This is a genomic window from Bisbaumannia salifodinae, assembly GCF_055388505.1.
Window position 1 is genome coordinate 4172088 of sequence record NZ_AP043781.1, and the last position, 23281, is coordinate 4195368.

The window sequence follows — 23281 nt, forward strand, 5'->3', positions numbered from 1 at the left end:
GCCCCCGAAAGACACCCATAAAGAAACGCCGCCCTGCACAGCAGGGCGGCGTTGTCTCGGCTAGGCCGACAGGCTCGCTATCAGGCCACTTCGGCGGCGATGGTCATCGGGCGGCCGTTGCGCAGCTCCTCCAGCAGCTTGGCCTGGCGGGCCCGGGCCTGCTCGGCGGCGGCCTCGCGCACCGGGCCATAGCCGCGGACCTCTTCCGGCAGCTTGGCGAGCGCCAGGGCGGTGGCGTGGGTGGCGTCATCCAGGCGCGTCACCAGCTCGTCGAGCAGGGCCTGGTACTCCGCCAGCAGGCGGCGATCCAGCTTGCGATCGGCGCTGAAGCGGAAGGGGTCGAGGGGGCCGTTGCGCAGGCCGCGGAGCCGGGCCAGCCCCTTCATGGCGGTTAACATCCAGGGCCCGAAGCGGCGCTTCACCGGGCGCCCGCGGGCATCCTTGCGGCCGCCCAGCAGCGGCGGCGCCAGGTGGAAGGTCAGCTTGTAATCGCCGCCGAAGGTGGCGTCGAGCTCCTCGAGGAAATCGCTCTCGGTGTAGAGGCGCGCCACCTCGTACTCGTCCTTGTAGGCCATCAGCCGGTAGAGCTGGGTGGCCACCGCCTGGGTCAGGGCCTCGCCGGCCTCGAGGCGCGCTTCGGCCTCGCGCACCCGGGCCACCTTCTGCACATAGTGCTCGGCATAGGCGCGGTCCTGGTAGCGTTCCAGCAGGCGGGCGTGGCGGGCGATCACCTCATCGAGGCCGGCGCCGGCGGCCAGCGGCGTCTCGTCCAGGCGACGCTGCAGGTAGTCCGGCTCCACCGCCGCCAGGCGCCCCCAGGCGAAGGCGCGCTGGTTCTTGTCGATGGCCACGCCGTTGAGCTCGATGGCGCGCTTGAGCGCCGCCTCGCTGACCGGCAGCAGGCCCTGCTGCCAGGCGAAGCCGAGCATCATGACATTGGAGAAGACGGTGTCTCCCAGCAGTTGCTCGGCCAGGCGATTGGCGTCCAGGGTGGCGAAGTTGGCCTCGCCCACGGCGTCGCGCAGCAGCGCCAGGCGCTTGTCCGCCTGCATATCGGCGTCCCGGTAGAGCACATAGTCGGCGGTGGCCAGCTCGGCCAGGTTGGCCACCATCTTCGTCGTGCCGGCCTGGAGCACGTCCAGGGCCTTCTTCGAGCTGGCCACCACCATGTCGCAGGCGATCACCGCATCGGCCTGGCCGGACTCGATGCGCACCTGGTGGAGGTCGGCGGGCTCGGGCGCCAGGCGCACATAGCTGAGCACGGTGCCGCCCTTCTGGGCGAAGCCCATGAAGTCGAGCACGCTGGTGCCGCGGCCTTCCAGGTGGGCGGCCATGGTGATCAGCTGGCCCACGGTGACCACGCCGGTGCCACCGACGCCGCCCACCAGCAGGTCATAAGGCGCCTCGAGCGCCGGGGCCTGGGGCGCCGGCAGGGCCTCCACCCTGCGCCAGAAGGCCTCGTCGACCCCCACGCCCTGGCCCTTGCGCAGCTCGCCGCCCTCCACGGTGACGAAGCTGGGGCAGAAGCCGCCCACGCAGGAGAGGTCCTTGTTGCAGGAGGACTGGTCGATCTTGCGCTTGCGCCCCAGCTCGGTCTCCCGGGGCACCACCGACAGGCAGTTGGACTGCACCGAGCAGTCGCCGCAGCCCTCGCAGACGTGGTGGTTGATAAAGACCCGCTTGGCCGGGTCGGGCATCAGGCCGCGCTTGCGGCGGCGACGCTTCTCGGCGGCGCACACCTGGTCATAGACCAGCACGGTACAGCCGGAAATCTCGCGCAGCTCGCGCTGCAGGGCATCCATCTCGTCGCGGTGGTGGAAGGTCACCCCCTTGGGGAACTGGCCCTCGTGGCCGCGGTACTTCTCGGGCTCGTCGCTGACCACCACGATGCGCTTCACGCCCTCGGCGGCGGCGTGCTGGGCGATCATCGGCACGGTGATCTGGCCGTCCACCGGCTGGCCACCGGTCATCGCCACGGCGTCGTTGAACAGCACCTTGTAGGTGATATTGACCCCGGCGGCCACCGCCTGGCGGATCGCCATGGAGCCGGAGTGAAACCAGGTGCCCTCGCCCAGGTTCTGGAAGATATGGCCGTTGCCGGTGAAGCGGCTCTTGCCCACCCAGTTGACCCCCTCGCCGCCCATCTGGATCAGCGACTCGGTCTGGCGCCCCATCCAGGAGGCCATGAAGTGGCAGCCGATGCCGGCCAGGGCCTTGCTGCCCTCCGGCACCTTGGTGGAACTGTTGTGGGGGCAGCCGGAGCAGAAGTAGGGCAGGCGCCGCACGCCGCCCAGCTCCTTGGCCTCGGCGCGGCAACGATCCAGCTTGCTCAGGCGCTCTTGCAGGTCGATGGCGAAGAAGCGCTCCAGGCGCTCGGCCACGTAGCCGGCCAGCAGCCGCGGGCTCAGCTCGCCCACATAGGGAATCAGCGGCTTGCCCGCCTCGTCCTGCTTGCCGGTGATCAGCACCTCGCCGGGGCGATCCGGCTCGGACATGTACTCCTTGATCTGGCTCTCGATGATGCCGCGCTTCTCCTCGATGACCAGGATCTCCTGCTTGCCGTGCACGAAATCGAGGATGCCGCGACGCTGCAGGGGCCACACCATGCCGACCTTGTAGAGCTCCACCCCCAGCTCGCGCAGCGCCGCCTCGTCGAGGCCCAGCAGGCGCAGCGCCTCGAGCAGGTCCAGGTGGCCCTTGCCGGTGGTGACGATGCCGAAGCGCGCCTGATCGTTGGTATAGAGGCGCTTGTCGATGGGGTTGGCGCCGGCGAAGGCCTGCACCGCCGCCAGCTTGTGCTCGATACGCGTCTCCAGCTGGGGCCCGGGCAGGTCCGGCCAGCGGTAGTGGAGGCCGTCTTCCGGGGGGGTGAAGTCGGTCGGGGTGGCGAAGTCGGGCAACGGCGGCACCTCGATGGAGGCACCGCTCTCCACGGTCTCGGAGACCGCCTTGAAGCCCACCCAGCAGCCGGAATAGCGGGACAGCGCATAGCCCCAGAGGCCGAATTCCTCGTACTCGGCCAGCGACGCCGGATTGATCACCGGCATAAACCAGGCCATAAAGGCCACGTCGGACTGGTGGGGCATGGAGGAGGAGACGCAGCCGTGGTCGTCGCCGGCCACCACCAGCACGCCGCCATTGGGGGAGCTGCCGTAGGCGTTGCCGTGCTTCAAGGCATCGCCGGCGCGATCCACCCCCGGCCCCTTGCCGTACCAGAAGCCGAAGACGCCCTCGACCTCCTTGTCCGGGTCGGTTTCCACCTGCTGGCTGCCCAGCATCATGGTGGCGCCCAGGTCCTCGTTGATGGCCGGCACGAAGTCGATATGGTAGCTATCCAGGGCCGCCTTGGCCTGCCACAGGGCCTGGTCGACACCGCCCAGGGGCGAGCCGCGGTAGCCACTGATCAGGCCGGCGGTATGGCGGCCATCGCGACGATCCAGCTGCGCCTGACGCAGGGCGATGCGCACCAGGGCCTGGGTGCCGGTGACGAAGATCCGGCCCGTGTCGCGGGAGTAACGGTCGTTGAGCTGGTAGTCGTCGAGGACGACGGGGTAGGTCGTAGTCATGGTCGCCACCTTCGCGGGGAATGGGCCTTGGAATTATGTTGGCCGCAGTCTAGCCAAGGCCCCGCTAAAGGTGCTTGCGAACTTACCCCCGAAACCGCCATCATTCGAAAGGATATTTCTCCATTTCCAGCCTGGAGAAATAACCTTCGAAATATACGACCTTGGTGTAAACCATTAGGGAGCTCGCCATGGCCTCCGACGCCCCCCTGGACGCCTACGACAAGAAGATCCTGCGCCTGCTTCAGGCCCAGGGTCGCATCACCAATCAGCAGCTGGCGGAGGAGATCGGACTCTCCTCGGCGGCCTGCTGGCGACGGGTCAAGGCCCTGGAAGAGAACGGCACCCTGCGGCGCTTCACCGCCCTGGTGGACCCGGCCCGGGTCGGCCAGCCGCTCACCGCCCTGGTGATGGTGACCCTGGTGCGTCACCATATCGACAACACCGTCGAGTTCGAGCGCCGGATCCTCGAGTACCCGGAGGTGCTGCAGTGCTTCGCCACCACCGGCAACGCCGACTTCGTGCTGCGGGTGGTGATCGAGGACATGGCCGCCTACGACCGTTTCCTCAACGAGAAGCTCTTTACCCTGGCGGGGATCTCCCAGGTCAGTTCCAACTTCGCCCTGCGCGAGATCAAGAACGAGACCGCCATCCCGATTCGCTGAACGAGGAAAACCCACCCATGCCCACCCCGGCCGCCTCACGGATGATCCTGCTGCTGGCCCTGGCCGGCTTCGCCAGCATGGCCTCGATGCGCATCACCGACGCCATGCTGCCGGCCCTGGCCGAGACCTTCGCCCGCCCGGTGGCCGACGTGGCCCAGAACATCACCCTCTTCGCCGTCGCCTACGGCCTGATGCAGCTCGCCTATGGCCCCCTGGGGGATCGCCACGGCGCCCTGCGGGTGATCGGCCTGGCCACCCTGGCCTGCGCCCTGGGCTCGCTCGGCGCGGCGCTCTCCGGATCGCTGCCGATGCTGCTGCTGTTTCGCACCCTGAGCGGCGCCACCGCCGCCGCCATCATCCCGCTCTCCATGGCCTGGGTCGGCGACACCGTGCCCTATGCCGAGCGCCAGGTGGCCCTGGCGCGGATGCTCTCCGGGGCGGTGCTGGGGCTGATCGCCGGCCAGACCCTGGGCGGTCTGCTGGCGGATACCCTGGGCTGGCGCTCCGCCTTCCTGCTGCTGGCCGGGGTCTTCCTGGTCGCGGGAGTCCTGCTGATCGCCACATTGCGCCGGCGTCCGGAGCTCTCGCCCCGGGGCGAGGGCGGCGACGGCCTGGCCTTCCTGGCACGGATTCGAGGCGTGCTGGCCGAGACCCGGGCCCGCTGGCTCCTCGCCCTGGTGTTCCTGGAGGGCATCGCCGCCTTCGGCGCCCTGGGCTTCGCCGCCAGCCACCTGCACCGCTGGCAGGGCCTGTCGCTGACCCGGGCCGGGCTGGCGGTGGCGCTGTTCGGGGTCGGCGGGCTGATTTTCGCCGCCCTGGCCAGGCTGCTGGTGCGGCGCCTGGGCGAGGCCGGCCTGGCCCTGGGCGGCGGCACCCTGATGGGGGCCGGCTTCCTCGCCCTGGCCCTGGCGCCCACCCCCATGGGGGCTTCCCTGGGCGCCTTCGTCGCCGGCCTCGGCTTCTACATGATGCACAACACCCTGCAGATCAACGCCACCCAGATGGCACCCGCCGCCCGGGGCACCGCCATGGCGGTGTTCGCCGGCTGTCTCTTCCTGGGCCAGTCGGTGGGGGTCGGGCTGGGCGGGCTGATCCTGCGCCTGGGCGACAGCCGCTGGCTGCTGGCCGGCGCCGGGCTCTGGCTACTGGCGCTGGGGCTGGTATTCGCCTGGCGGCTGCGGAGTTGGCGGACCCGGAGCGCCGACGAGCCAACCGAAAAAGCCGCCTGATGACGACCGGAAGGCTGCTCTTCGCCTGGCACCTAAATATGGGGAGCTGGCGGACTCGGGTCACCGACGAGCCAACCGAAAAAGCCGCCTGATGACGACCGGAAGGCTGCTCTTCGCCTGGCGCCTAAAATAGGGAGTTGGCAGGCCCGGGCCGCGGTGGAGGATGCCGAAGACGCGCCGTCGTCGCCCTGAGGTTGCGCCGCGCCCGAGGCCGAGAGAGATCAATACTTCGATTCGTGGCCGGCCGCGATAAAGGCCTCGGCATTGCAGCAGAAGGCACGGCATGCCTCGACATCGGCGCCGTGGCGCAGGGCCTGCCAGCAGGTGCCGATATGCGGGCAGGCCCGGCAGGTGACCCGCCATTCGGCGGCCCGGGGGGCGACGGCCCAGGCCTCGGGATCTAGGCCGAAGCGGCGCATCATCGCCGGCAGCAGGGTCTCGGCGGGGCCCAGCCAGTCCGCCAGCTCGCCGCTGTTCAGGCCCCGGGCCAGGGCCCGCTCCAGGGGCGAGGGCAGCGGCCGGGACAGGTCGTGAATCAGCGCGCTCAGCCGCTTGGGGGCGCAGTACCTGAGCTCGAGCAGGGCGCGTTCGCCGGCCAGATAGTCGCTCAGGGCATCGGCGAGGCGCCGAGGATCGCGGCGGGAGGCGAAATGGGCAGAGGAGGTCGGCATGGCGACGATCTCCGTGGCGGGGATAGTCTCAGTATCGGCACCCGGCCGCCGCCATGCCTTGATCCAGGTCAGTGAACGCTCACTTATCGGCATCCTCGCTGGCGCGCCTGGCCTCCATAATGGCTGCCTCCACCTCGCTCAAGTCGGGGATGCGGTGAGCCAGGGCCAGCGCCAGCTGGGCCAGGAAAGGGGTCTCCTGGGCCTCGGGCAGGGCATCCAGGGTCTCGGCCAGGCGCTCGTAGACCCGCTCCAGGTCGGCGAAGGGCAGTGTCGGTGCGGTCATGGTCAGGCGTCTCCCAGGGCGATGGTCAGGGCCTCATTTAGATCAAGGTCGGCGAAGGACAGTGTCGAAGTGGTCATGATCAGGCGTCTCCCAGGGCGGTGGTCAGGGCCTCACTCGAGTCAAGGTCGGCGAAGGGCAGTGTCGATGCGGTCATGGTCAGGCGCCTCCCAGGGCGGTGATCAGGGCGTCGTTCAGGTCGGCGGCGGTGGGGCGCTTCCAGCGCGCCACCAGGTGGCGGTCCGGGCGCACCAGGTAGGCGCTGCCTGGCTCGGCACCGTAGGCGGCGAAGAGGGCCGCATCGCCGGGCAGGGCCCGCCCCAGGGTGGAGTCCTCCACGCCCAGGTGCAGCACCGCGAGTTGCGGATGCTCGCCCAGGGCGGCGGCAAGCTCAGGGCCCGCCTCGCCGAACAGCAGCAGGCCGAAGCCCTCGCCCAGGTGGTCGAGCAGGAAGTCGTCATCGCCCAGGCGGCGGTTGATCAGCGGCGCCCCGGGCCGGGGGCCGGCGGCGAAGGCATCCCGGTCGGCCAGGGTCAGGGGGCTCTCGGCATAGGTGTAGGGGGTCACCTGGCGGGGGTCGGCGAAGGGGCTGGCATAGTCGTTATCCAGCGCCAGGGCCAGGGCGGCGTCGCGCATCAGGTGGTGGCCACGGCTCGGCGGCGTCATAAAGCGGGTGCTCTTGCCGGCATTGGCGAAGACGTCCAGGGTGGCGCCGCGCCGCTCCGGGGTGTAGCTATCGAGCAGCCGCTCCGGCGCCCGGCCCCGGAGTACCCAGGCCAGCTTCCAGGCGGCATTGACCGCATCGGCCAGGCCGTTGTTGAGGCCGCGCACCCCGAAGATGGGCACCAGGTGGGCGCTGTCGCCGATAAATAGCACCCGCCCATGGCGGTAGTCGTCCAGCGCCAGCGTATGGGCCTTGTAGAGGCTCCACCACTCCAGCTCCCAGTCGCCGGTCTCCTGCATCACCTCGCGGAGAATCAGCTCTACCCTATCGCGGATCACCTCTTCCCGAACCGCCGCTTCGGGGTCCTCGTCGGGGCCCAACTGGTAGTCGATGCGCCAGATATCGTCGGGCTGCTTGTGAACCAGGATGGTGGCCTCGGGCAGCGCCGCCGAGTGGAAGAAGGCGCGGCGCTCGGTGGGGAAGCCGGACTCGAGACGCACATCGGCGATCACGTAGCGCCCCTCGTAGGCCTCGCCGTGCAGCGCCAGGCCGAGGGCCTTGCGCACCACGCTGCGGGCGCCATCGGCGGCCAGCAGATAATCGCAGGCCAGCGCATAGTCGCCCTCGGGCGTGCTGACCGTCAGGGTGACGCCGTCGGCGTCCTGGCTGACGCCACTGACCGCGCTCTGCCAGCGCAACTCCACCCGCTCGCTCTCGGCGGCCTGGTCGATCAGGAACTGCTCGATATACTGCTGCTGCAGGTTGACCATCGGCAGGAAACGCTCCTGATCCGAGTGGGGCATCTCGAAGCGGTAGATCTCTCGGTCGCGGAAGTAGGTACGCCCCCGGGTCCAGCCCAGTCCCTTGGCGGCGAAACGCTGATCGACGCCCAGTTGCTGGAGGATCTCCAGGCTGTGGCGGGAGAGGCAGATGGCCCGGGAACCGTCGTTGACGGTGGCCTTGTCGTCCAGCACCACGCAGTCGATGCCGTGACGGGCCAGCTCCAGGGCGGCGGTCACGCCCACCGGGCCGGCGCCGACGATGGCCACCCGGTGGCGGCGCACCTCGCCGTCCAGCTCGGGGGGACGAACGAAGGGGAAATGCGGATAATCGAAGTAGAGCGAATCGATCTCGGCGCGTCCGGCGGGTCGCATGGGCGGCTCCATTGTTAGGGTTGTGGAGACCAGCCTACCCTGCGCCGCCATGTCCGCCTGTCCCGCAAAAGCCGGGACAGGCCATCCCGAGGAGAGCCTTATGACCCAACCCACACCGCCACCCGATCACTGGCCCGCCCTGCTGGCCGGGGTGGCCGACTGCGTCGAGGCCCTGGGCGGCGCCGACTTCGAGGGGCGCCTGCTGGCCCTGCTGCGGGCGGGGGCACGCATCGAGCAGTGCATGATCTTCGCCTACGACGCCGCCGAGGGGGTCGACTGCCTGCTGGCCGACAACGCCCGCCAGCCGCGCCTGGCCGACCGCCTGGCGCGCCTCTATACCCAGGGGCTCTTTCGCCACGACCCCAACTACCGGCGCCTGGCGGAGGCCGCCTCGCCGTCGCTGGAGCTGGCGCCGATGCGCGCCGAAGCGATGCCGGAGACCTACCGGGGGCCCCTGTTCGCCTTCCCCGACCTGGTGGACAAGGTGGCCCTGACCCTGCGCGAGGCCGAGGGCGCCTATACCCTCAACCTCTACCGGGGCCGCGAGGCGGGCCCCTTCGACGCCGACGACCTGACCACCCTCGATGCCCTGGCGCCGCTGCTGGCCAGCCTGATCCGCCGCCACTATGGCGCCCCGCGCCCGGCCGAGGCGCGCCTCACCCCGGAGGAGGCGGCGGTGCTGGCGCCCCTCTCGGAGCGCGAGCGCCAGCTCTGCCTGCGCCTGCTGCGCGGCCATACCCTCAAGAGCGCCGCCCTGGAGCTGGAGGTCGCCCTCTCCACCGCCGAGACCTACCGCAAGCGGGCCTATGCCAAGCTGGGCGTGCCCTCGAAAGCTCGCCTGGTCGCCCTATGCCGGCGGCAATAGCCCGGCGGCACATGCCCAGGCCCAGGGGCCTATGCACTCACTCCAGTGCTACGGGCATCCCCTCGAAAACCCGGCTAGTTGCCCTATGCCGGCGACAATGATCGAGCGTTGGCAACCCCATGCCAGCTCTCTTGGTATCCCCTCCAAGGCCAGGCTGGTTGCCCTATGCCGGCGGCAATAGCCGGACTCGCCATCCTGACCCACCTCAAAGTAGGAGCACACTTTAGTGCGCGATGGCCCTTGGCGGCGGGCCCGGCCGCTAGGCCCGCTGCCCTTGCTGCAGGCTCTGCACCGAGGCCACCAGATCGTTGAAGCGCTCGCCCTGGATCACCACATGGTCGCGCAGCAGCGCCTCGGCCCGGGCCTCGTCGCCCTCGGCGATGGCCGCCACCACCGCCTCGTGCTCGGCGAAGGAGCCCTGCAGGCGGTGGCGCACCTGCAGCTGCATGCGCCGGTAGGGCTGCAGCACCGCGTGTAGCCGCGCCGCCTCCTGGGTCAGGAAGCCGTTATGGCTGGCCTCGTAGATGCGCTGGTGGAAGATGCCGTTCTCGTAGTAGTAGCCGTTGGCGTCCCCCGCCTCGACCCGGGCCCGGCACGCCTCGTGGGCCTCGCGCAGGGCGGCCAGCTCCGACTCGGTGATGCGCCGCGCCGCCAACCGGCCACACATCCCCTCCAGTTCCGCCATCACCTCGAAGCGCTCCACCAGCTCGGTGACGCTGAGCTGGGTCACGAAGGTGCCCCGCTTGGGCACCACCCGCACCATGCCCGACATGGCCAACTGCTGTAGGGCCTCGCGGATCGGCGTGCGCGAGCACTGGTACTCCCGGGCCAGGGCCTCGGGATCGAGGCGTGCCCCGGGGGCGAAGCGCCCCTCGACGATGGCGTCCTCGAGCAGGGCGCGCAGGCGTTGCGCCTGGGAAACGGTAGCCATATTCACGACTCCTTCCTTGACAGATCTATATCTTGGCCCTATCTGTTATATATAACAACTCGGCACTGTGTATTTAACAGAGCTTCCCCGACCAATAACGACAACGAGGATAAGCCGCATGTCCACCCATGACCTCAAGGTTGACACCCCCCCAGCGACAGAGGGCGGCCCCATGCAGCGCGCCATGCAACGGCTGGGGGAGGGCGTCGCCGCCTTCAGCACTCGCTGGATTCCCGACGCCTTCTCCATCGCCGTGGCCCTGACCCTGGTGGTCTACCTGGCCGCCCTGGTCGCCACCGACCACGGTCCCATCGCCCTGGTCGACGCCTGGTACGGCGGCTTCTGGAACCTGCTCGCCTTCGGCATGATGATGGTGCTGATCGTGGTCACCGGCTATGGCCTGGCCACGGCGCCCCCGGTGCAGCGCGCCCTGCGCTGGCTGGCCGACCGCCCCCAGAGCGCCAAGGGCGTCATCATCATGACCGCGGTCACCACCGGCCTGCTGGGCTTCCTGCACTGGGGCGTGGCCCTGGTGGTCGGCGCCTTCCTAGCCAAGGCCATGGCCCACTCCGCCAAGCGCCGCGGCCTCAAGGCGCACTTCCCGCTGATCGCCGCGGCGGCCTATGGTGGCATGGTGATCTCCCAGACCGGCCTCTCCAGCTCCGCGGCCCTGCTGGTCAACACCCCGGGACACTTCCTGGAGGAGCAGATCGGCCTACTGCCCCTCTCCGAGACCATCTTCCAGCCCTATAGCCTGGTCTTCGTCGGCCTGACCCTGTTGATGACCCCGCTGCTGCTGGCCAGCCTGCACCCCTCCTGGTGCCGGGTGGTGGAGATCGCGGGCGAGGAGGAAGTCATCAAGGTGGACGAGGCGCCGGCGACCCCCGCCGAGCGCTTCAACCGCAGTCGCCTGCTGATGGCCGTGATCGTCGCCGGCGGCCTGCTCTATGTGGCGCGCTATATCGGCGACAACGGCGTGCTGGGACTCAACCTCAATGTGCTCAACTTCACCATGCTGATGCTGGGCCTGCTGCTGCACGGCTCCCTGGGTCACTACGGGCGCGCCATCGCCAAGGGCAGCGCCGCGGTGGGTGGCATCATCCTGCAGTTCCCCTTCTATGCCGGCATCCTCGGCCTGATGGCGGGCAGCGGCCTGCTGGCGATGATCTCCAACGCCTTCGTGGCCATCTCTACCCCCACCACCTTCCCGCTGTGGTCGATGATCAGCGCCGCCCTGGTCAACTTCGCCGTGCCCTCCGCCGGCGGCCAGTGGGCGGTACAGGGGCCCATCGCCATCGAGGCCACCGCCCAGTTGGGCCTGCCCAGCCATGTGGCGGTGATGACGGTGATGATGGGCGACCAGCTCACCAACCTGATTCAGCCCTTCTGGCTGCTGCCGCTGCTCGGTATCACCGGCCTCAAGGTCGGCCAGGTGCTGGGCTATACGGCGATCCTGATGCTGGCGGTCTTCGTACTCTGCGCCGGCAGCCTACTGTTACTGGTATGACCCAAGCGCCATCGACGAGGAGGCGGACATGAGCGCCAATCGAAACTTCCTGCAGGAACTGCTGAGCGGCATCGTCAGCCGCGGCCGGCGCCGCACCCAGGAGCCGGCGACCCCGGCCCAGAACCTGGCGGCCCTGACCCTAGCCTGCGAGACCCTGATGCAGCCCGGCGGCGAGGCCTCGCGCATTCTCGTCGCCCAGCAGGCGCTGAGCCACTATGCGGGCCTGGACGCCGAGCAGCGGCGTGCCTTCTTCGGCCTGCTGGCCGAGGAGTATGCCGCCGACCCCGAGGCGATCCACGCCGCCTATGCCGCCTACCGGGAGGACCAGGGCAACGCCACCCTGCAGCGCCTCTTCGCCGCCTGCGAGCCACGCCGCCAACGCCTGCTGCGACGCCTCAACCTCTGTCCCGGCGGCACCTATGAGCTGGTCAAGATGCGCGCCGACCTGCTCGGCCTGCTCAGGGAGGCCCCGGAGCTGGCGCCGCTGGACGCCGACTTCGCCCACCTCTTCGGCTCCTGGTTCAACCGCGGCTTCCTGATGCTGGAGAGCATCGACTGGAACACCCCGGCGGCCATCCTCGAGAAGCTGATCCACTACGAGGCGGTGCATGAGATCCGCGACTGGAGCGACCTGCGCCGCCGTCTCGACCCGGAGGATCGCCGCTGCTACGCCTTCTTCCATCCGGCCACCGGCGACGAGCCGCTGATCTTCGTGGAAGTGGCGCTGTGCCGCGGCATTCCCGGAAATATCCAGGCCATCCTGGCGGATGGCGAGGAACTGCCCGCCGAGGAGGCGGATACCGCCGTCTTCTACAGCATCAGCAACTGCCAGCGCGGCCTGAAGGGTATCTCCTTCGGCAACTTCCTGATCAAGCAGGTGGTGCAGGAACTCAAGCGGGAACTGCCCAACCTCTCCCAGTTCGTCACCCTGTCGCCGGTGCCCGGCTTCGCCGCCTGGCTGGATGGCGTGCGGGAGGCGGGCCAGTGCCGCCTCTCCCCCGCCGCCGAGGCGGCCCTGGCGGACGACGCCTGGGCGCAGGACGAGGCCACCCGCCAGGCCCTGGAACCGGAGCTACGCGCCCTGGCCGCCCACTACTTCCTGGAAGCCAAGCACCGCAGCGGCCTGCCGCTGGACCCGGTGGCACGCTTCCACCTGGGCAACGGCGCCAGCCTCCACCGCCTCAACTGGCCCGGCGACACCTCCGCCAAGGGACGCCGCCAGGCCCATGGCCTGATGGTCAACTACCGCTACGAGCTGGAGCGCATCGAGCAGAACCATGAGGCCTTCAGCCGCGACGGCAGCGTCGCCTGCCCCAATGAACTGCGCCGCCTGGCGAGTCGCGCCAGGCTGCTGCTGAGCGCACCCCATAACGCCTGACACCCCGCTTTTCGCGAGAGAGAACGCCATGAGTCACAACCTCTACCTGCAGTTCCTGCCCCACTTCCAGCGCCAGCCGGAGAAGACCCTGATTGAGTCCCCGGAGGGCCAGGGATACACCTATGGCGAAGCCCAGGCACGGTCCCGGCGCCTGGCCGGCGCCCTGCGCGAGCTGGGCGTCAGCCCCGGCGAGCGGGTCGCGGTGCAGGTCGACAAGAGCCCGGAGGCGATCCTGCTCTACCTGGCCTGCCTGCAGGTCGGCGCCGTCTACCTGCCGCTGAATACCGCCTACACCGGCGCCGAGATCGAGTACTTCCTGGGCGATGCCGAACCGCGCCTCTATGTGTGCCGCCCCAGGGCCCTGGCGGAGGCCCGCCAGCTGGCCGCCGCCTGCGGCGTGCCCCGGGTCGAGAGCCTGGGCAGCGAGGGCGACGGCAGCCTGCTGGAGAAGGCCGATCGGGCCGAGCCCTGGGAGCAGATCGCCGAGATCGGCGAGCGCGACCTGGCGGCGATCCTCTACACCTCCGGCACCACCGGGCGCTCCAAGGGCGCCATGCTCAGCCACGCCAACCTGGCCTCCAATAGCCGCGCCCTGGCCGAGGCCTGGCACTACACCGCCGACGATCACCTGCTGCATGCCCTGCCGATCTTCCATACCCACGGCCTCTTCGTGGCCTGCAATATCACCCTGACCGTGGGCGCCTCCATGACCTTCCTGCCCAAACTGGACGTGGAGCAACTGATCGAGCTGATGCCCCGGGCCACGGTGCTGATGGGGGTGCCCACCTTCTATACCCGGCTGCTGCAGTCGCCGCGCCTCGACCGCGATGCCGCGTCTAACATGCGCCTCTTCGTCTCCGGCTCGGCGCCGCTGCTGGCGGAGACCCACCAGGAGTTCGAGGCCCGCACCGGCCACGCCATCCTCGAGCGCTACGGCATGACCGAGACCAATATGAACACCTCCAACCCCTACGACGGCGCCCGCCGCCCCGGCACCGTGGGCCTGCCGCTGCCGGGGGTGGAGCTGCGCATCAGCGACCGGGAGAGCGGCGCCGAGCTGCCCCGGGGCGAGACCGGCATGGTCGAGCTGCGCGGCCCCAACGTCTTCCAGGGTTACTGGCGCATGCCGGAGAAGACCCGCGCCGAGTTCCGCGATGACGGCTTCTTTATCACCGGCGACCTGGGGCGCATCGACGCGCACGGCTACCTGCAGATCGTCGGTCGCGACAAGGACCTGGTGATCTCCGGCGGCTACAACGTCTACCCCAAGGAGGTGGAGCAACTGATCGACGAGCTGCCCGGGGTGGTGGAGTCGGCGGTGATCGGCGTGCCCCACCCGGACCTGGGCGAGGGAGTCACCGCCGTGGTAGTGGCCGAGGCCGACCTGGACGAAACCACGATACTGGCGGCCCTGGGCGACCAACTGGCGCGCTACAAGCAGCCCAAACGGGTCCTCTTCGTCGACGCCCTGCCCCGCAACGTCATGGGCAAGGTGCAGAAGAAGCAGCTCCGCGAGACCTATGCCGATCTCTACCAACCGCTGGCCAGCCAGGCGTAAGGCGAGTTCGAGGAGATGATGACAATGACAACCGCTCCGACGCCCACCCAGGCCCCCTACCGCCTCCCCGAGCCGGTCACCTGGGACGCCCTGACCCTCTCCCGGGTGATCCATGCCCGGGAGCTCTCCTGCCGCGAGGTGATGACCACCTACCTGGCGCATATCGCCGCCTGCAACCCCCGGGTCAACGCCATCGTCTCGCTGCGCGACGAGGAGACCCTGCTCGCCGAGGCCGATGAATGCGACCGGGAACTGGCCCGGGGCCGCTCCCGGGGCTGGCTCCACGGCATCCCCCAGGCCATCAAGGACCTCTCCGCCACCGCCGGGCTGCGCACCACGATGGGCTCGCCGCTGTTCGCCGACCAGGTGCCCGAGCACGACAGCATCATGGCGGCACGCATGAAGCGCGACGGCGCCCTGGTCATCGGCAAGACCAATACTCCGGAGTTCGGCCTGGGCTCCCACACCTATAACCCGGTATTCGGTGCCACCCGCAACGCCTATGACCCCAGCAAGAGCGCTGGCGGCTCCAGCGGCGGCGCCGCCGCGGCGCTCGCCATGCGCCTGCTGCCGGTGGCCGACGGCAGCGACATGATGGGCTCGCTGCGCAACCCCGCCGCCTATCACAATGTCTTCGGCCTGCGCCCCTCCTTCGGCCGGGTGCCCCTGGGCCCGCTGCCGGAGAACTTCGGCCACCAGTTGGCCACCGAGGGGCCCATGGCGCGCAGCGTGGCGGACCTCGCCCGACTGCTGGCCACCCAGGCCGGCCACGACCCGCGGCTGCCGCTGTCGCTGTCGCTGACGGAGGACCCGGCCATCTTCGCCGGCCCGCTGGCCCGCGATGTACGCGGCCTGCGTATCGGCTGGCTGGGGGACTGGGGCGGCCACCTGCCCATGGAAGACGGCATCCTGCCGCTCTGCGAGGGATCGCTCGCCACCTTCCGCGACCTGGGCTGCACCGTCGAGACGGCCGACCCCGGCTTCCCGGCGGAGCGCCTCTGGGAGGCCTGGGTGACCCTGCGCCAGTGGATGGTGGCCGGCAACCTGGCGCCCCTCTACGCCGACCCGGCCAAGCGCGAGCGCCTCAAGCCCGAGGCCCAGTGGGAGGTAGAAGGCGGCCTGGCGCGCTCGGCCATGGAGATCCACCAGGCCAACCAGACCCGCAGCGCCTGGCATGTCCGGCTGCTCGAACTCTTCGAGACCTACGATTTCCTGGCCCTGCCCAGCGCCCAGGTCTTCCCCTTCCCGGTGGAAGAGCACTGGCCCCGGGAGATCGCCGGCCGTTCCATGGACACCTATCACCGCTGGATGGAGGTAGTGGTGCCCGGCTCCCTCTCCGGCGGCCCGGTGATCAGCCTGCCCGCCGGCTTCAACGCCGCCGGCCTGCCCATGGGCCTGCAGTTGATCGGCCGTCCCCGGGACGACCTCGGCGTACTGCAGCTCGCCCACGCCTTTGAGCAGGCGGCGGGGGACTGGCTGAAGCGCCAGCCCAGCTTCTAACTCGACCTCGACCCCGCGTCTCCCTTGCCCGCGCCTCTCCGGAGGCGCGGGGGGACGCCCTGCGCCCGCGGCCCGGGCGCCACGCCAACGACATAACAATGAGAAGACCCATGACGACTCGACTCGCTTCCCGACTCGCCCTCTGCCTCGCCCCGACCCTGGCGCTCACCGCCCAGGCCTCGCCAGCGCCCGACGAGGCCAGCGCCAGCCTCCAGTACCGCAATTACTACTGGGACGAGACTCCCCGGGACGGCGTCGGCCCCACCCGTGACGAATGGGTGCATGGCCTGCTGCTGGAGCTGGACTCCGGCAACCTCCATGACACCCTCGGCGTCGAGCTGGGCCTGGGCACCGCCGACGCCCTCTCCGTGGGCAGCGGCGCCGACAATATCACCAACCTGCGCCCCGGCGACTCGGTACAGGATCCCCACGGCATTGCCAAGGTGACCCGCGCCTACCTGCGCGCCCAGTTCGGCGACGAGGGTCATCGGCTGCGCCTGGGGGCCGGCAAGCAGACCCGCCGCCATCGCCTCTATGCCGACAACACCACCCGTATCCTGCCCGCCGCCTCCCTCGGCTACGACCTGACCTACGAGGTCGGCGACCTCGAGCTCAACCTCTCGCGTATCGAGCGCTTTAGCCGCCGCGATGACGCCGGCTGGGGGGATCGCCTGACCACCTTCGACGGCCGGGAGATCGGCGCGGTCCACCTGGCCGGCCTCGACTATGCCCTGCCCGCCGATCTGCGCCTGGAAGCCGAGTACCTGGAAAGCGACGACTATATTCGCCAGAGCCTGGTGCGCCTGAGCCATCGTGCCCGGCTGGGCGACGACCTGACGCTGCACTCCCGATTCGCCCACGGGCGCCAGCGGGACGCCGGCGAACGCTTCGAGACCCAGGGCATCCCCGGCCTCTACCCCGCCGCCGACGGCCACGACGCCCGCTACAACGAGCTGAGCCTGCGCCTGAGCCATCGCGACAAGTACCTGGGGCTGGCCCATACCCGGGTCTGGGGGGACAATTACGATCGCCTGCTATTCGCCGATGACCACGGCCACTGGGACAGCGCCGCCAATAACTTCTACCGCTTCGGCCTGGAGGGCGAGGCGATGTGGAAGGTTTCCACCGGCCTGAGCTTCGCCGACCTGGGCCTGCCCGGGCTACGCTGGGACGGCCACTACGCCTTCTCCGACGAGGCCACCGGCTTCAGCGACTTCTCCCGCCGGGAGTGGCAGAGCGTGCTGCAGTACCGCTTCGACGGCGCCCTGGATGGGCTGAGCCTGGCCTGGCTCTACGTCAACCACGACACCGACGGCGAGCCCGCCGCCGTCGACGGCAAGGCCCCCACTTTCGGCCCCGCCGGCCTGATCACCCACGAGGCCAACCGCCTCTACCTGACCTACCGCTACGACTTCTAGATTCGCCTCACTCTGCTGCCCCTACGCCCCGCACCCTCGGGTCCGAAGAGTGGGCCGGCCAGGCGATGCGACGGAACACCTGAATCGGCCGCTAACGACACGGCCGGGCTTAATGCCCGGCCGTGTTCATTGGGTCCCACGCTTCCCCTAGAACGCCTCCCACTCGGCTTCGCCCCCACTCTGCGACCGCGAGGGGCGCCGCGGGGCAGCGGCCTCCCTCGCCTCCTCAGCGGCGGGCAGGGCCGCGGTGGCATTGCCCAACCAGGCGGGGAGCCCGCTCGTCATCGTCCCACCGGCCAGCTTGAAGACCGCCACCGCCTGCTCCAGGCGATTGGCCTGCGTCTCCAGGGAGGCGGCGGCCGCCGAGGCTTCCTCCACCAGGGCGGCGTTCTGCTGGGTCACCTGATCCATCTGTCCCACCGCCTGGGTGACCTGCTCGATGCCCTCGCTCTGCTCCTGGGAGGCGGCGGAGATCTCGTCCATGATATCGGTGACCCGGCGTACCGCGGTGACCACCTCCTGCATGGTCGTCCCGGCCTGCTCCACCAGGCTGGAGCCCTGCCGCACCTGGGCCACCGAGCCCTCGATCAGCGCCTTGATCTCCTTGGCCGCTTCCGCCGAGCGGCTGGCCAGGCTGCGCACCTCGCCGGCCACCACCGCGAAGCCGCGGCCCTGCTCGCCGGCCCGGGCCGCCTCCACCGAGGCGTTGAGCGCCAGGATATTGGTCTGGAAGGCGATGGAATCGATCAGTCCGGTGATATCCGCCACCCGCTGGGAGCTGTCGGTGATGCCATGCATGGTCTCGACCACCCGCCCCATCACCTCGCCGCCGCGCTCGGCGGTGGTGGAGGCCTCCTGAGCCAGGCCGCTAGCCTGGCGGGCATTGTCGGCGTTCTGTTTCACGGTGGTGGTCAGTTCCTCCATGCTGGAGGCGGTCTGCTCCAGGGCAGCGGCCTGCTCCTCGGTCCGCGAGGAGAGGTCGGCGTTGCCGGTGGCGATCTCCCGGGAGCCGACATGGATCGAGCCGCTGCTCTCGCGCACCCCGCCGATCACGCCGGAGAGCTGCTCCACCATGCGCTTCATGGCGAACAGCACGCTGGCCTCGTCCTTGGGCCGGGTCTCGATATGGATATCCAGGTCATGGTCGGCGACCCGATTGGCGATCTCGGCGACACGGCCGGGCTCGGCGCCCAGGCTGCGGCCGATGCCGGCGATGATATACCAGGCCAGCAGGATGCCGAGCAGCAGCACGACGGCCAGGGTGGCGATAAAAATCAGCCGCATCTGCGCGTACTCATGGGTGCCGCTGAGGTACTCGGCCTCGGCCACATCCAGTTGTACCTGCATCAGGTCCCCGAAGGCCTCGGAGACCGGATCGATGCGCTGGTAGAGTTCGCCGGCGATAAAGGCCTCCAGGGCCGCGCCATCCTCCCGTTGCAGGATGGCCTGCAGGCGTTCCACGGCGGCATCGGCATCCTGTAACAGCGGCCGCAGCTCGGCGACGATACGCTCCTCCGCCGCAACCAGCACGGTGCCCAGATAGGCCTCCCAGGTTTGCCGGATGGTGTCGCTCGCCTCGGTGACGTTACGCCGTCCCTGGGCCCAGCCGATATTGCCGTTGCTGACCTTATGGGAGGTATCGACGATATTGACCGCATAGGCATCGGCGATGCCCGAGAGCTGACGCAGCGGCACCACGCGATCCTCGTAGACGGTATTGAGGCTCGCCAGGGTGCTGCTCTTCCCCTGGAGGCCGAGGATACCGATCCCGATCAGGGCCACCGCGAAGACCCCGACGAGGAGCGTCAACTGCTGGGAAACCTTCATTCTCTTGAGCATGGAACACACCTTCTGCGTATGTGTTTTGCCGTCTCGGCCGATCTTCGCCGGCACGATCCCGCCCTGCGTACTACGAATGGCGACTTGCAAATTTAAGCTAGCACTTATCAAGTGACCGTTTTCTTACCGCTCAACGCAGGGGGGCCTGGCCATCAACGAGGCCTTGGACTAACTCAAGAAGAAAAAACCTATCTTTTAACTGACTTTCACAATAAATCCAGGAAGAAACACCGCGACGCCGCGAACCATGCATTAATCACAATGTGGGTATCGTGCTCGATGGCTCGACCGGCCGGAGGCGGGCGACGCCGGGCACGAGCATGTGCGGCGGCCTAGCGGCGGTCCTGCCAGAAGAGCGCGAACAGCTCCGACTGGGAGTTGATGCCGAGCTTGGCGTAGAGGTGCTTTTTATGGGCGCGCACCGTCTCCACGGAGATCGCCAGGTGCCGGGCGATCTCCTTGGTGGTACAGCCCGCCAGCATCAGTTGGCTCACCTCCCGCTCGCGTTCGGTCAGGGCGCGCTGGGCATCCTGGGCCAGGGTACCGCCCTGGCGAGGGTGCCAGGGATGGAGTCCCGGCAGGTTCTCCTCGAGGGCCTCGAAATGGCTGCGCTGGCGCATCAGCGCCAGCAGCCAGGGCTGCACTAGGGCGAGCAGGCCGAGGGCCTCGTGATCGAAGGACGCCACCGAGCCCAGGGAGAGGCAGAGGGTGCGCTCGTCGTCCAGCACGCAGTTGAACTGGACCTCGTCGGCGACGATATTGCGGCGGAAGTAACGCTGGTAGTACTCGGTGCGGGTGAAGCCCTGGGGCGCTACGTCCGCCAGGGTATAGAGCCCGGAGCGCCCGCGCCCCTTGGCGTCGATATAGAAGGGATCGAGCAGATAGAGGCCGCGCTGATAGTCCTGGAAGAGGGTCTCGTCGGCACCGTCGTCCTCGTCGCTCTCGGCGAGGATGCGCGGCGGTCGATGATCGAAGAACACCAGTGCCACCCAGGTATTGAAGTCGAGGTGCCGCTCCAGCAGGCGCACCACGGCGAGCCAGAAGTCCTCCTGATCCAGCGTCTCCACCAGGCCGGCGAAGGCGCGATGCCAGCCCAGGGCCGCCAGCGCCGTCTGCCGCGGGGGCCGTCTCTCGTGGTGATCCTGCTCGGACATCGTTCGTCTCCCGTCGGCCTCGTGGGGTCTCCTGCCCCTGGCGGGTTACCCCACTCAGGGGATAGGCAGGGTCGCGGTTATCCGGATACTGGAACGCAACGGATAACAACACGACTCGGAGTCTTCCATGCAGATAACCCTGGCACAACTGGCCGGTCGCGAAGGCGATATCGACCACAACCTCTCCCGGGCCCTGGACTGCCTGCAGCGGCACGGTACTGCGGGCTCCCTGATGATCTTCCCGGAGACCCACCTGACCGGCTTCGCCGAGCCCGGCCATGTCACGGATCGCGCCCTCACCCTGGACGGGCCGGAGCTGGGCGCCCTGATCGACGCCAGCCGCGAGCGGGACACCGCCCTGGCCATCGGCCTGCTCGAGCGTGACGGCGAGCGGGTCTTCAACACCACCGTGCTGATCACCCCCGAGCAGGGCCTGGCCCTGCGTTACCGCAAGACCCACCTGTGGCCGGACGAGCGCGACCTGGTGCCCCCCGGCGACAGCCTGAGCTGCACCGAGTGGCGCGGCCGCCGCCTGGGCCTGCTGATCTGCTATGACCTGGAGTTCCCCGAGCCGGCCCGGGCCCTGGCACAGATGGGCACCGACCTACTGGTGGTCACCAACGGCAACATGGACCCCTATGGCCCCGTGCATGCCCGCGCCGCCCAGGCCCGCGCCCAGGAGAACCAGTGCTACCTGGCCATGACCAACCGGGTCGGCCAGGGGGCGGGGCTGCGCTTCGCCGGCGAGAGCGCCCTGGTGGCACCCTGCGGTGAGGTGCGCTTCCGTGCCGGCCGCGACGAGGGCGTGACCCGCCTGACCCTGGACGAGACCGAGCTGGCCGCGGCGCGCCGCGACTACCACTACCTGCGCGACCGGCGCCTCCCCCTGGCCGGCCACGCTGAGGAGACTCCACTGGGCCGCGTCTGGCGCCTCCCCTAATCCGCCCCCCCCCCCGGCATCACAACAACCACAATCAGGAGACGACAATAATGCCTCAGATGAAACCCACCCTCTCCCTCGGCCAGGTCGTGCTGTTCGGCCTGGCCTACATGACCCCGATCATCGTACTGGGCACCTTCGGGGTGCTGGCCACCCTTACCGAGGGCGCCGTCTCGGGGGCCTATATCGCCGCCCTGGTGGCCATGCTGTTCACCGCTCACAGCTATGGCCGCATGGCCAGCGCCTACCCGGTGGCGGGCTCGGCCTATGCCTATGTACGCCATGCCATCGACGACCGGCTGGGCTTTATCGCCGGCTGGGTGATCCTCCTCGACTACCTCTTCCTGCCCATGGTGATCTGGCTGATCGGCGCCGCCTACCTGCACTCGGCCTTCCCCGCGGTGCCGGTGGCGCTCTGGCTGCTGGCCTTTATCGGCGTGACCACCGCGATCAATATCCTCGGCCTCAGGCTGGCCAGCGCCGTGAATGCGGTGATGATGCTGATCCAGTTGCTGGTGCTGGTCGCCTTCGTGGGGCTGTGCATGCACTATGTGCTCGGCGATCCCAGCCAGCCCTTCTGGAGCCTGACCCCCTTCCTCGGCGCCGAGTCCGCCTCGCTGCCGCTGCTGATGGCCGGCGCCGCCGTGGCCTGCTACTCCTTCCTCGGCTTCGATGCCGTCACCACCCTCACCGAGGAGACCAGGGACCCCCAGCGCACCCTGCCCCGGGCGGTGCTGCTGATCACCCTGTGCGGCGGCCTGATCTTCGTCGTCGTCTCCTACTTCGTGCAGCTGGCCGCCCCGGGCACCGACTTCGCCAATCCGGACGCCGCCGCCTACGAGATCGCCCGCAATATCGGCGGCAATATCTTCGTCTCGCTGTTCCTGATCGGCCTGGTGGTGGGACAGTTCGCCTCCGGTATCGCCGCCCAGGCCAGCGGCGGCCGGCTGCTCTACGCCATGGGCCGCGACGGCGTCCTGCCGCGCCGCCTGCTGGGCCGCCTGGGGCGTTTCAATACCCCGGTGGGCGGCCTCTGCCTGAGCGGCGCCGTGGCCCTGCTGGCACTGACCCTGGACGTGCTCTCGGCGGCCTCCTTTATCAACTTCGGCGCCTTTACCGCCTTCGCCCTGGTCAACCTGGCGGTGATCTTCCAGTACTACCTGAAGGACCACCGCCGCCATGGCCTGGACGCCTTCTGGTTCCTGCTCTGCCCGCTGGTGGGCCTGGGCGCCATCCTGTGGCTGATGTTCAGCCTCGACGGCACCGCCATCACCCTCGGTAGCCTGTGGCTGGCCTGCGGCCTGGCTTGGCTCGCCTGGCTGACCCGCGGCTTCCGCCGGCCCACCCCGGAGCTGCGGCTGGAGACCTGAAGCCGCCCTTACCAGGGCTCAGAGGCAAGACAAGAGAGGGAGGCCAACTTGGCCTCCCTCGCTATTGAGGGAATCCTGCTCAACACGAGAAGCGGCAAACACGGGTCGACCAAACCCTGACCTAAGCCTCTTCTTCTCCGATAGCGGTAAAGGCCTCGGCATTGGGGCAGAAACTCCGGCACTCCTCGGCCTGGGCGCCGTGGCGCAGGGCCTGCCAGCAGTGGCCCACCTGGGGGCAGCGGTTGCAGGTGCGGCGCTGGGCCTTGAGTGCCTTCTCCGTGGCCAGCTCGGCGGGCAGGCCGAAGCGGGTCAGCATGGTGGGCATCAGGGTGGCGGCGGGCACGAAGCCGGGCAGGCACTCGGCGCCGAGTGCCCGTGCCACGGCACGCTCGAAGGGGCCGCTCAGGGGGTGTGACAGGTCCTCGATCAGGCGATCCAGGGCGGCCGGGGCATAGGTCTCGAGCTCGCGCAGGACGCGATCGCCCTGGAGGTAGTCGCGGAGGCGCTCCGGGCGATCGATGGAGGCCGGCGGCTTGGCATAGGGAAGGGTCATGGGCGGGGCTCCTCGCCTGGGCATTTGCCTCAGTATCGATAC

The 23281-nt window shown here is 69.1% G+C and carries 18 protein-coding genes; 10 read left to right on the forward strand and 8 right to left on the reverse strand.

Features of this window, described 5'->3' with window-relative positions; genetic code table 11:
- Window positions 1-80 precede the first annotated feature (80 nt).
- Window positions 81-3566 carry an indolepyruvate ferredoxin oxidoreductase family protein gene (locus tag ACZ5EF_RS19525; RefSeq protein ID WP_346060903.1) on the reverse strand — a complete coding sequence of 1162 codons (3486 nt, stop codon included), beginning with the start codon at window positions 3564-3566 and terminating at the stop codon, window positions 81-83.
- Between the two features lie 188 nt (window positions 3567-3754).
- Between ACZ5EF_RS19525 and ACZ5EF_RS19530 the strand changes: the two genes are divergently transcribed.
- Together ACZ5EF_RS19530 and ACZ5EF_RS19535 are read left to right on the forward strand one after the other, a co-directional pair.
- Window positions 3755-4228 carry an Lrp/AsnC family transcriptional regulator gene (locus tag ACZ5EF_RS19530; RefSeq protein ID WP_346060902.1) on the forward strand — a complete coding sequence of 158 codons (474 nt, stop codon included), beginning with the start codon at window positions 3755-3757 and terminating at the stop codon, window positions 4226-4228.
- Between the two features lie 17 nt (window positions 4229-4245).
- Complete coding sequence (locus ACZ5EF_RS19535) at window positions 4246-5457, forward strand: MFS transporter (RefSeq protein ID WP_346060901.1); 1212 nt, start codon at window positions 4246-4248, stop codon at window positions 5455-5457.
- A 221-nt stretch (window positions 5458-5678) separates the two neighbouring features.
- Here ACZ5EF_RS19535 and ACZ5EF_RS19540 read toward each other — a convergent pair whose 3' ends face one another.
- From ACZ5EF_RS19540 to ACZ5EF_RS19550, 3 genes are all read right to left on the reverse strand, one after another.
- Window positions 5679-6128: a hypothetical protein gene (locus ACZ5EF_RS19540; protein ID WP_346060900.1), complete on the reverse strand. Its 450-nt coding sequence runs from the start codon at window positions 6126-6128 to the stop codon at window positions 5679-5681.
- Window positions 6129-6207: 79 nt separating this feature from the next.
- Window positions 6208-6411, reverse strand: coding sequence for a hypothetical protein (locus ACZ5EF_RS19545; RefSeq protein WP_346060899.1), 204 nt, complete (start codon window positions 6409-6411; stop codon window positions 6208-6210).
- Between the two features lie 156 nt (window positions 6412-6567).
- Window positions 6568-8226, reverse strand: a complete 1659-nt coding sequence (locus tag ACZ5EF_RS19550) for an FAD-dependent monooxygenase (protein ID WP_346060898.1) — start codon at window positions 8224-8226, stop codon at window positions 6568-6570.
- Window positions 8227-8326: 100 nt separating this feature from the next.
- Here ACZ5EF_RS19550 and ACZ5EF_RS19555 point away from each other — a divergent pair, with 100 nt between their 5' ends.
- Window positions 8327-9091, forward strand: a complete 765-nt coding sequence (locus tag ACZ5EF_RS19555; protein WP_346060897.1) for a helix-turn-helix transcriptional regulator — start codon at window positions 8327-8329, stop codon at window positions 9089-9091.
- 259 nt (window positions 9092-9350) lie between these two features.
- Here the strand turns inward: ACZ5EF_RS19555 and ACZ5EF_RS19560 are convergent, their stop codons facing one another.
- Window positions 9351-10022 carry a GntR family transcriptional regulator gene (locus tag ACZ5EF_RS19560; RefSeq protein WP_346060896.1) on the reverse strand — a complete coding sequence of 224 codons (672 nt, stop codon included), beginning with the start codon at window positions 10020-10022 and terminating at the stop codon, window positions 9351-9353.
- A gap of 118 nt (window positions 10023-10140) precedes the next feature.
- Between ACZ5EF_RS19560 and ACZ5EF_RS19565 the strand changes: the two genes are divergently transcribed.
- From ACZ5EF_RS19565 to ACZ5EF_RS19585, 5 genes are all read left to right on the forward strand, one after another.
- Window positions 10141-11529 carry a short-chain fatty acid transporter gene (locus ACZ5EF_RS19565; protein WP_346060895.1) on the forward strand — a complete coding sequence of 463 codons (1389 nt, stop codon included), beginning with the start codon at window positions 10141-10143 and terminating at the stop codon, window positions 11527-11529.
- Window positions 11530-11557: 28 nt separating this feature from the next.
- Window positions 11558-12907 (forward strand): malonyl-CoA decarboxylase, encoded by a 1350-nt coding sequence (locus tag ACZ5EF_RS19570; protein WP_346060894.1) that lies wholly within the window; start codon window positions 11558-11560, stop codon window positions 12905-12907.
- 28 nt (window positions 12908-12935) lie between these two features.
- The gene (locus tag ACZ5EF_RS19575) at window positions 12936-14465 is read left to right on the forward strand and encodes a malonate--CoA ligase (protein ID WP_346060893.1); all 1530 of its coding nucleotides are present in this window, start codon (window positions 12936-12938) and stop codon (window positions 14463-14465) included.
- 24 nt (window positions 14466-14489) lie between these two features.
- The gene (locus ACZ5EF_RS19580) at window positions 14490-15965 is read left to right on the forward strand and encodes an amidase (protein ID WP_346060892.1); all 1476 of its coding nucleotides are present in this window, start codon (window positions 14490-14492) and stop codon (window positions 15963-15965) included.
- 110 nt (window positions 15966-16075) lie between these two features.
- Entirely contained in the window at window positions 16076-17383 is a 1308-nt protein-coding gene (locus ACZ5EF_RS19585) for an OprD family outer membrane porin (protein ID WP_346060891.1), read from the forward strand.
- A gap of 147 nt (window positions 17384-17530) precedes the next feature.
- On the opposite strand, the gene ACZ5EF_RS19590 is transcribed toward ACZ5EF_RS19585, so the two are convergent.
- On the reverse strand, window positions 17531-19222 hold the full coding sequence (locus ACZ5EF_RS19590) for a methyl-accepting chemotaxis protein (protein ID WP_346060890.1): 1692 nt from the start codon (window positions 19220-19222) through the stop codon (window positions 17531-17533).
- Window positions 19223-19554: 332 nt separating this feature from the next.
- Window positions 19555-20376, reverse strand: a complete 822-nt coding sequence (locus ACZ5EF_RS19595; protein ID WP_346060889.1) for a helix-turn-helix transcriptional regulator — start codon at window positions 20374-20376, stop codon at window positions 19555-19557.
- 127 nt (window positions 20377-20503) lie between these two features.
- Between ACZ5EF_RS19595 and ACZ5EF_RS19600 the strand changes: the two genes are divergently transcribed.
- Both ACZ5EF_RS19600 and ACZ5EF_RS19605 read left to right on the forward strand, forming a co-directional pair.
- Window positions 20504-21316: a carbon-nitrogen hydrolase family protein gene (locus ACZ5EF_RS19600; RefSeq protein WP_346060888.1), complete on the forward strand. Its 813-nt coding sequence runs from the start codon at window positions 20504-20506 to the stop codon at window positions 21314-21316.
- A 50-nt stretch (window positions 21317-21366) separates the two neighbouring features.
- Window positions 21367-22686 (forward strand): APC family permease, encoded by a 1320-nt coding sequence (locus ACZ5EF_RS19605; RefSeq protein WP_346060887.1) that lies wholly within the window; start codon window positions 21367-21369, stop codon window positions 22684-22686.
- Window positions 22687-22807: 121 nt separating this feature from the next.
- Here ACZ5EF_RS19605 and ACZ5EF_RS19610 read toward each other — a convergent pair whose 3' ends face one another.
- Complete coding sequence (locus ACZ5EF_RS19610; protein ID WP_346060886.1) at window positions 22808-23239, reverse strand: hypothetical protein; 432 nt, start codon at window positions 23237-23239, stop codon at window positions 22808-22810.
- Window positions 23240-23281: the final 42 nt, after the last annotated feature.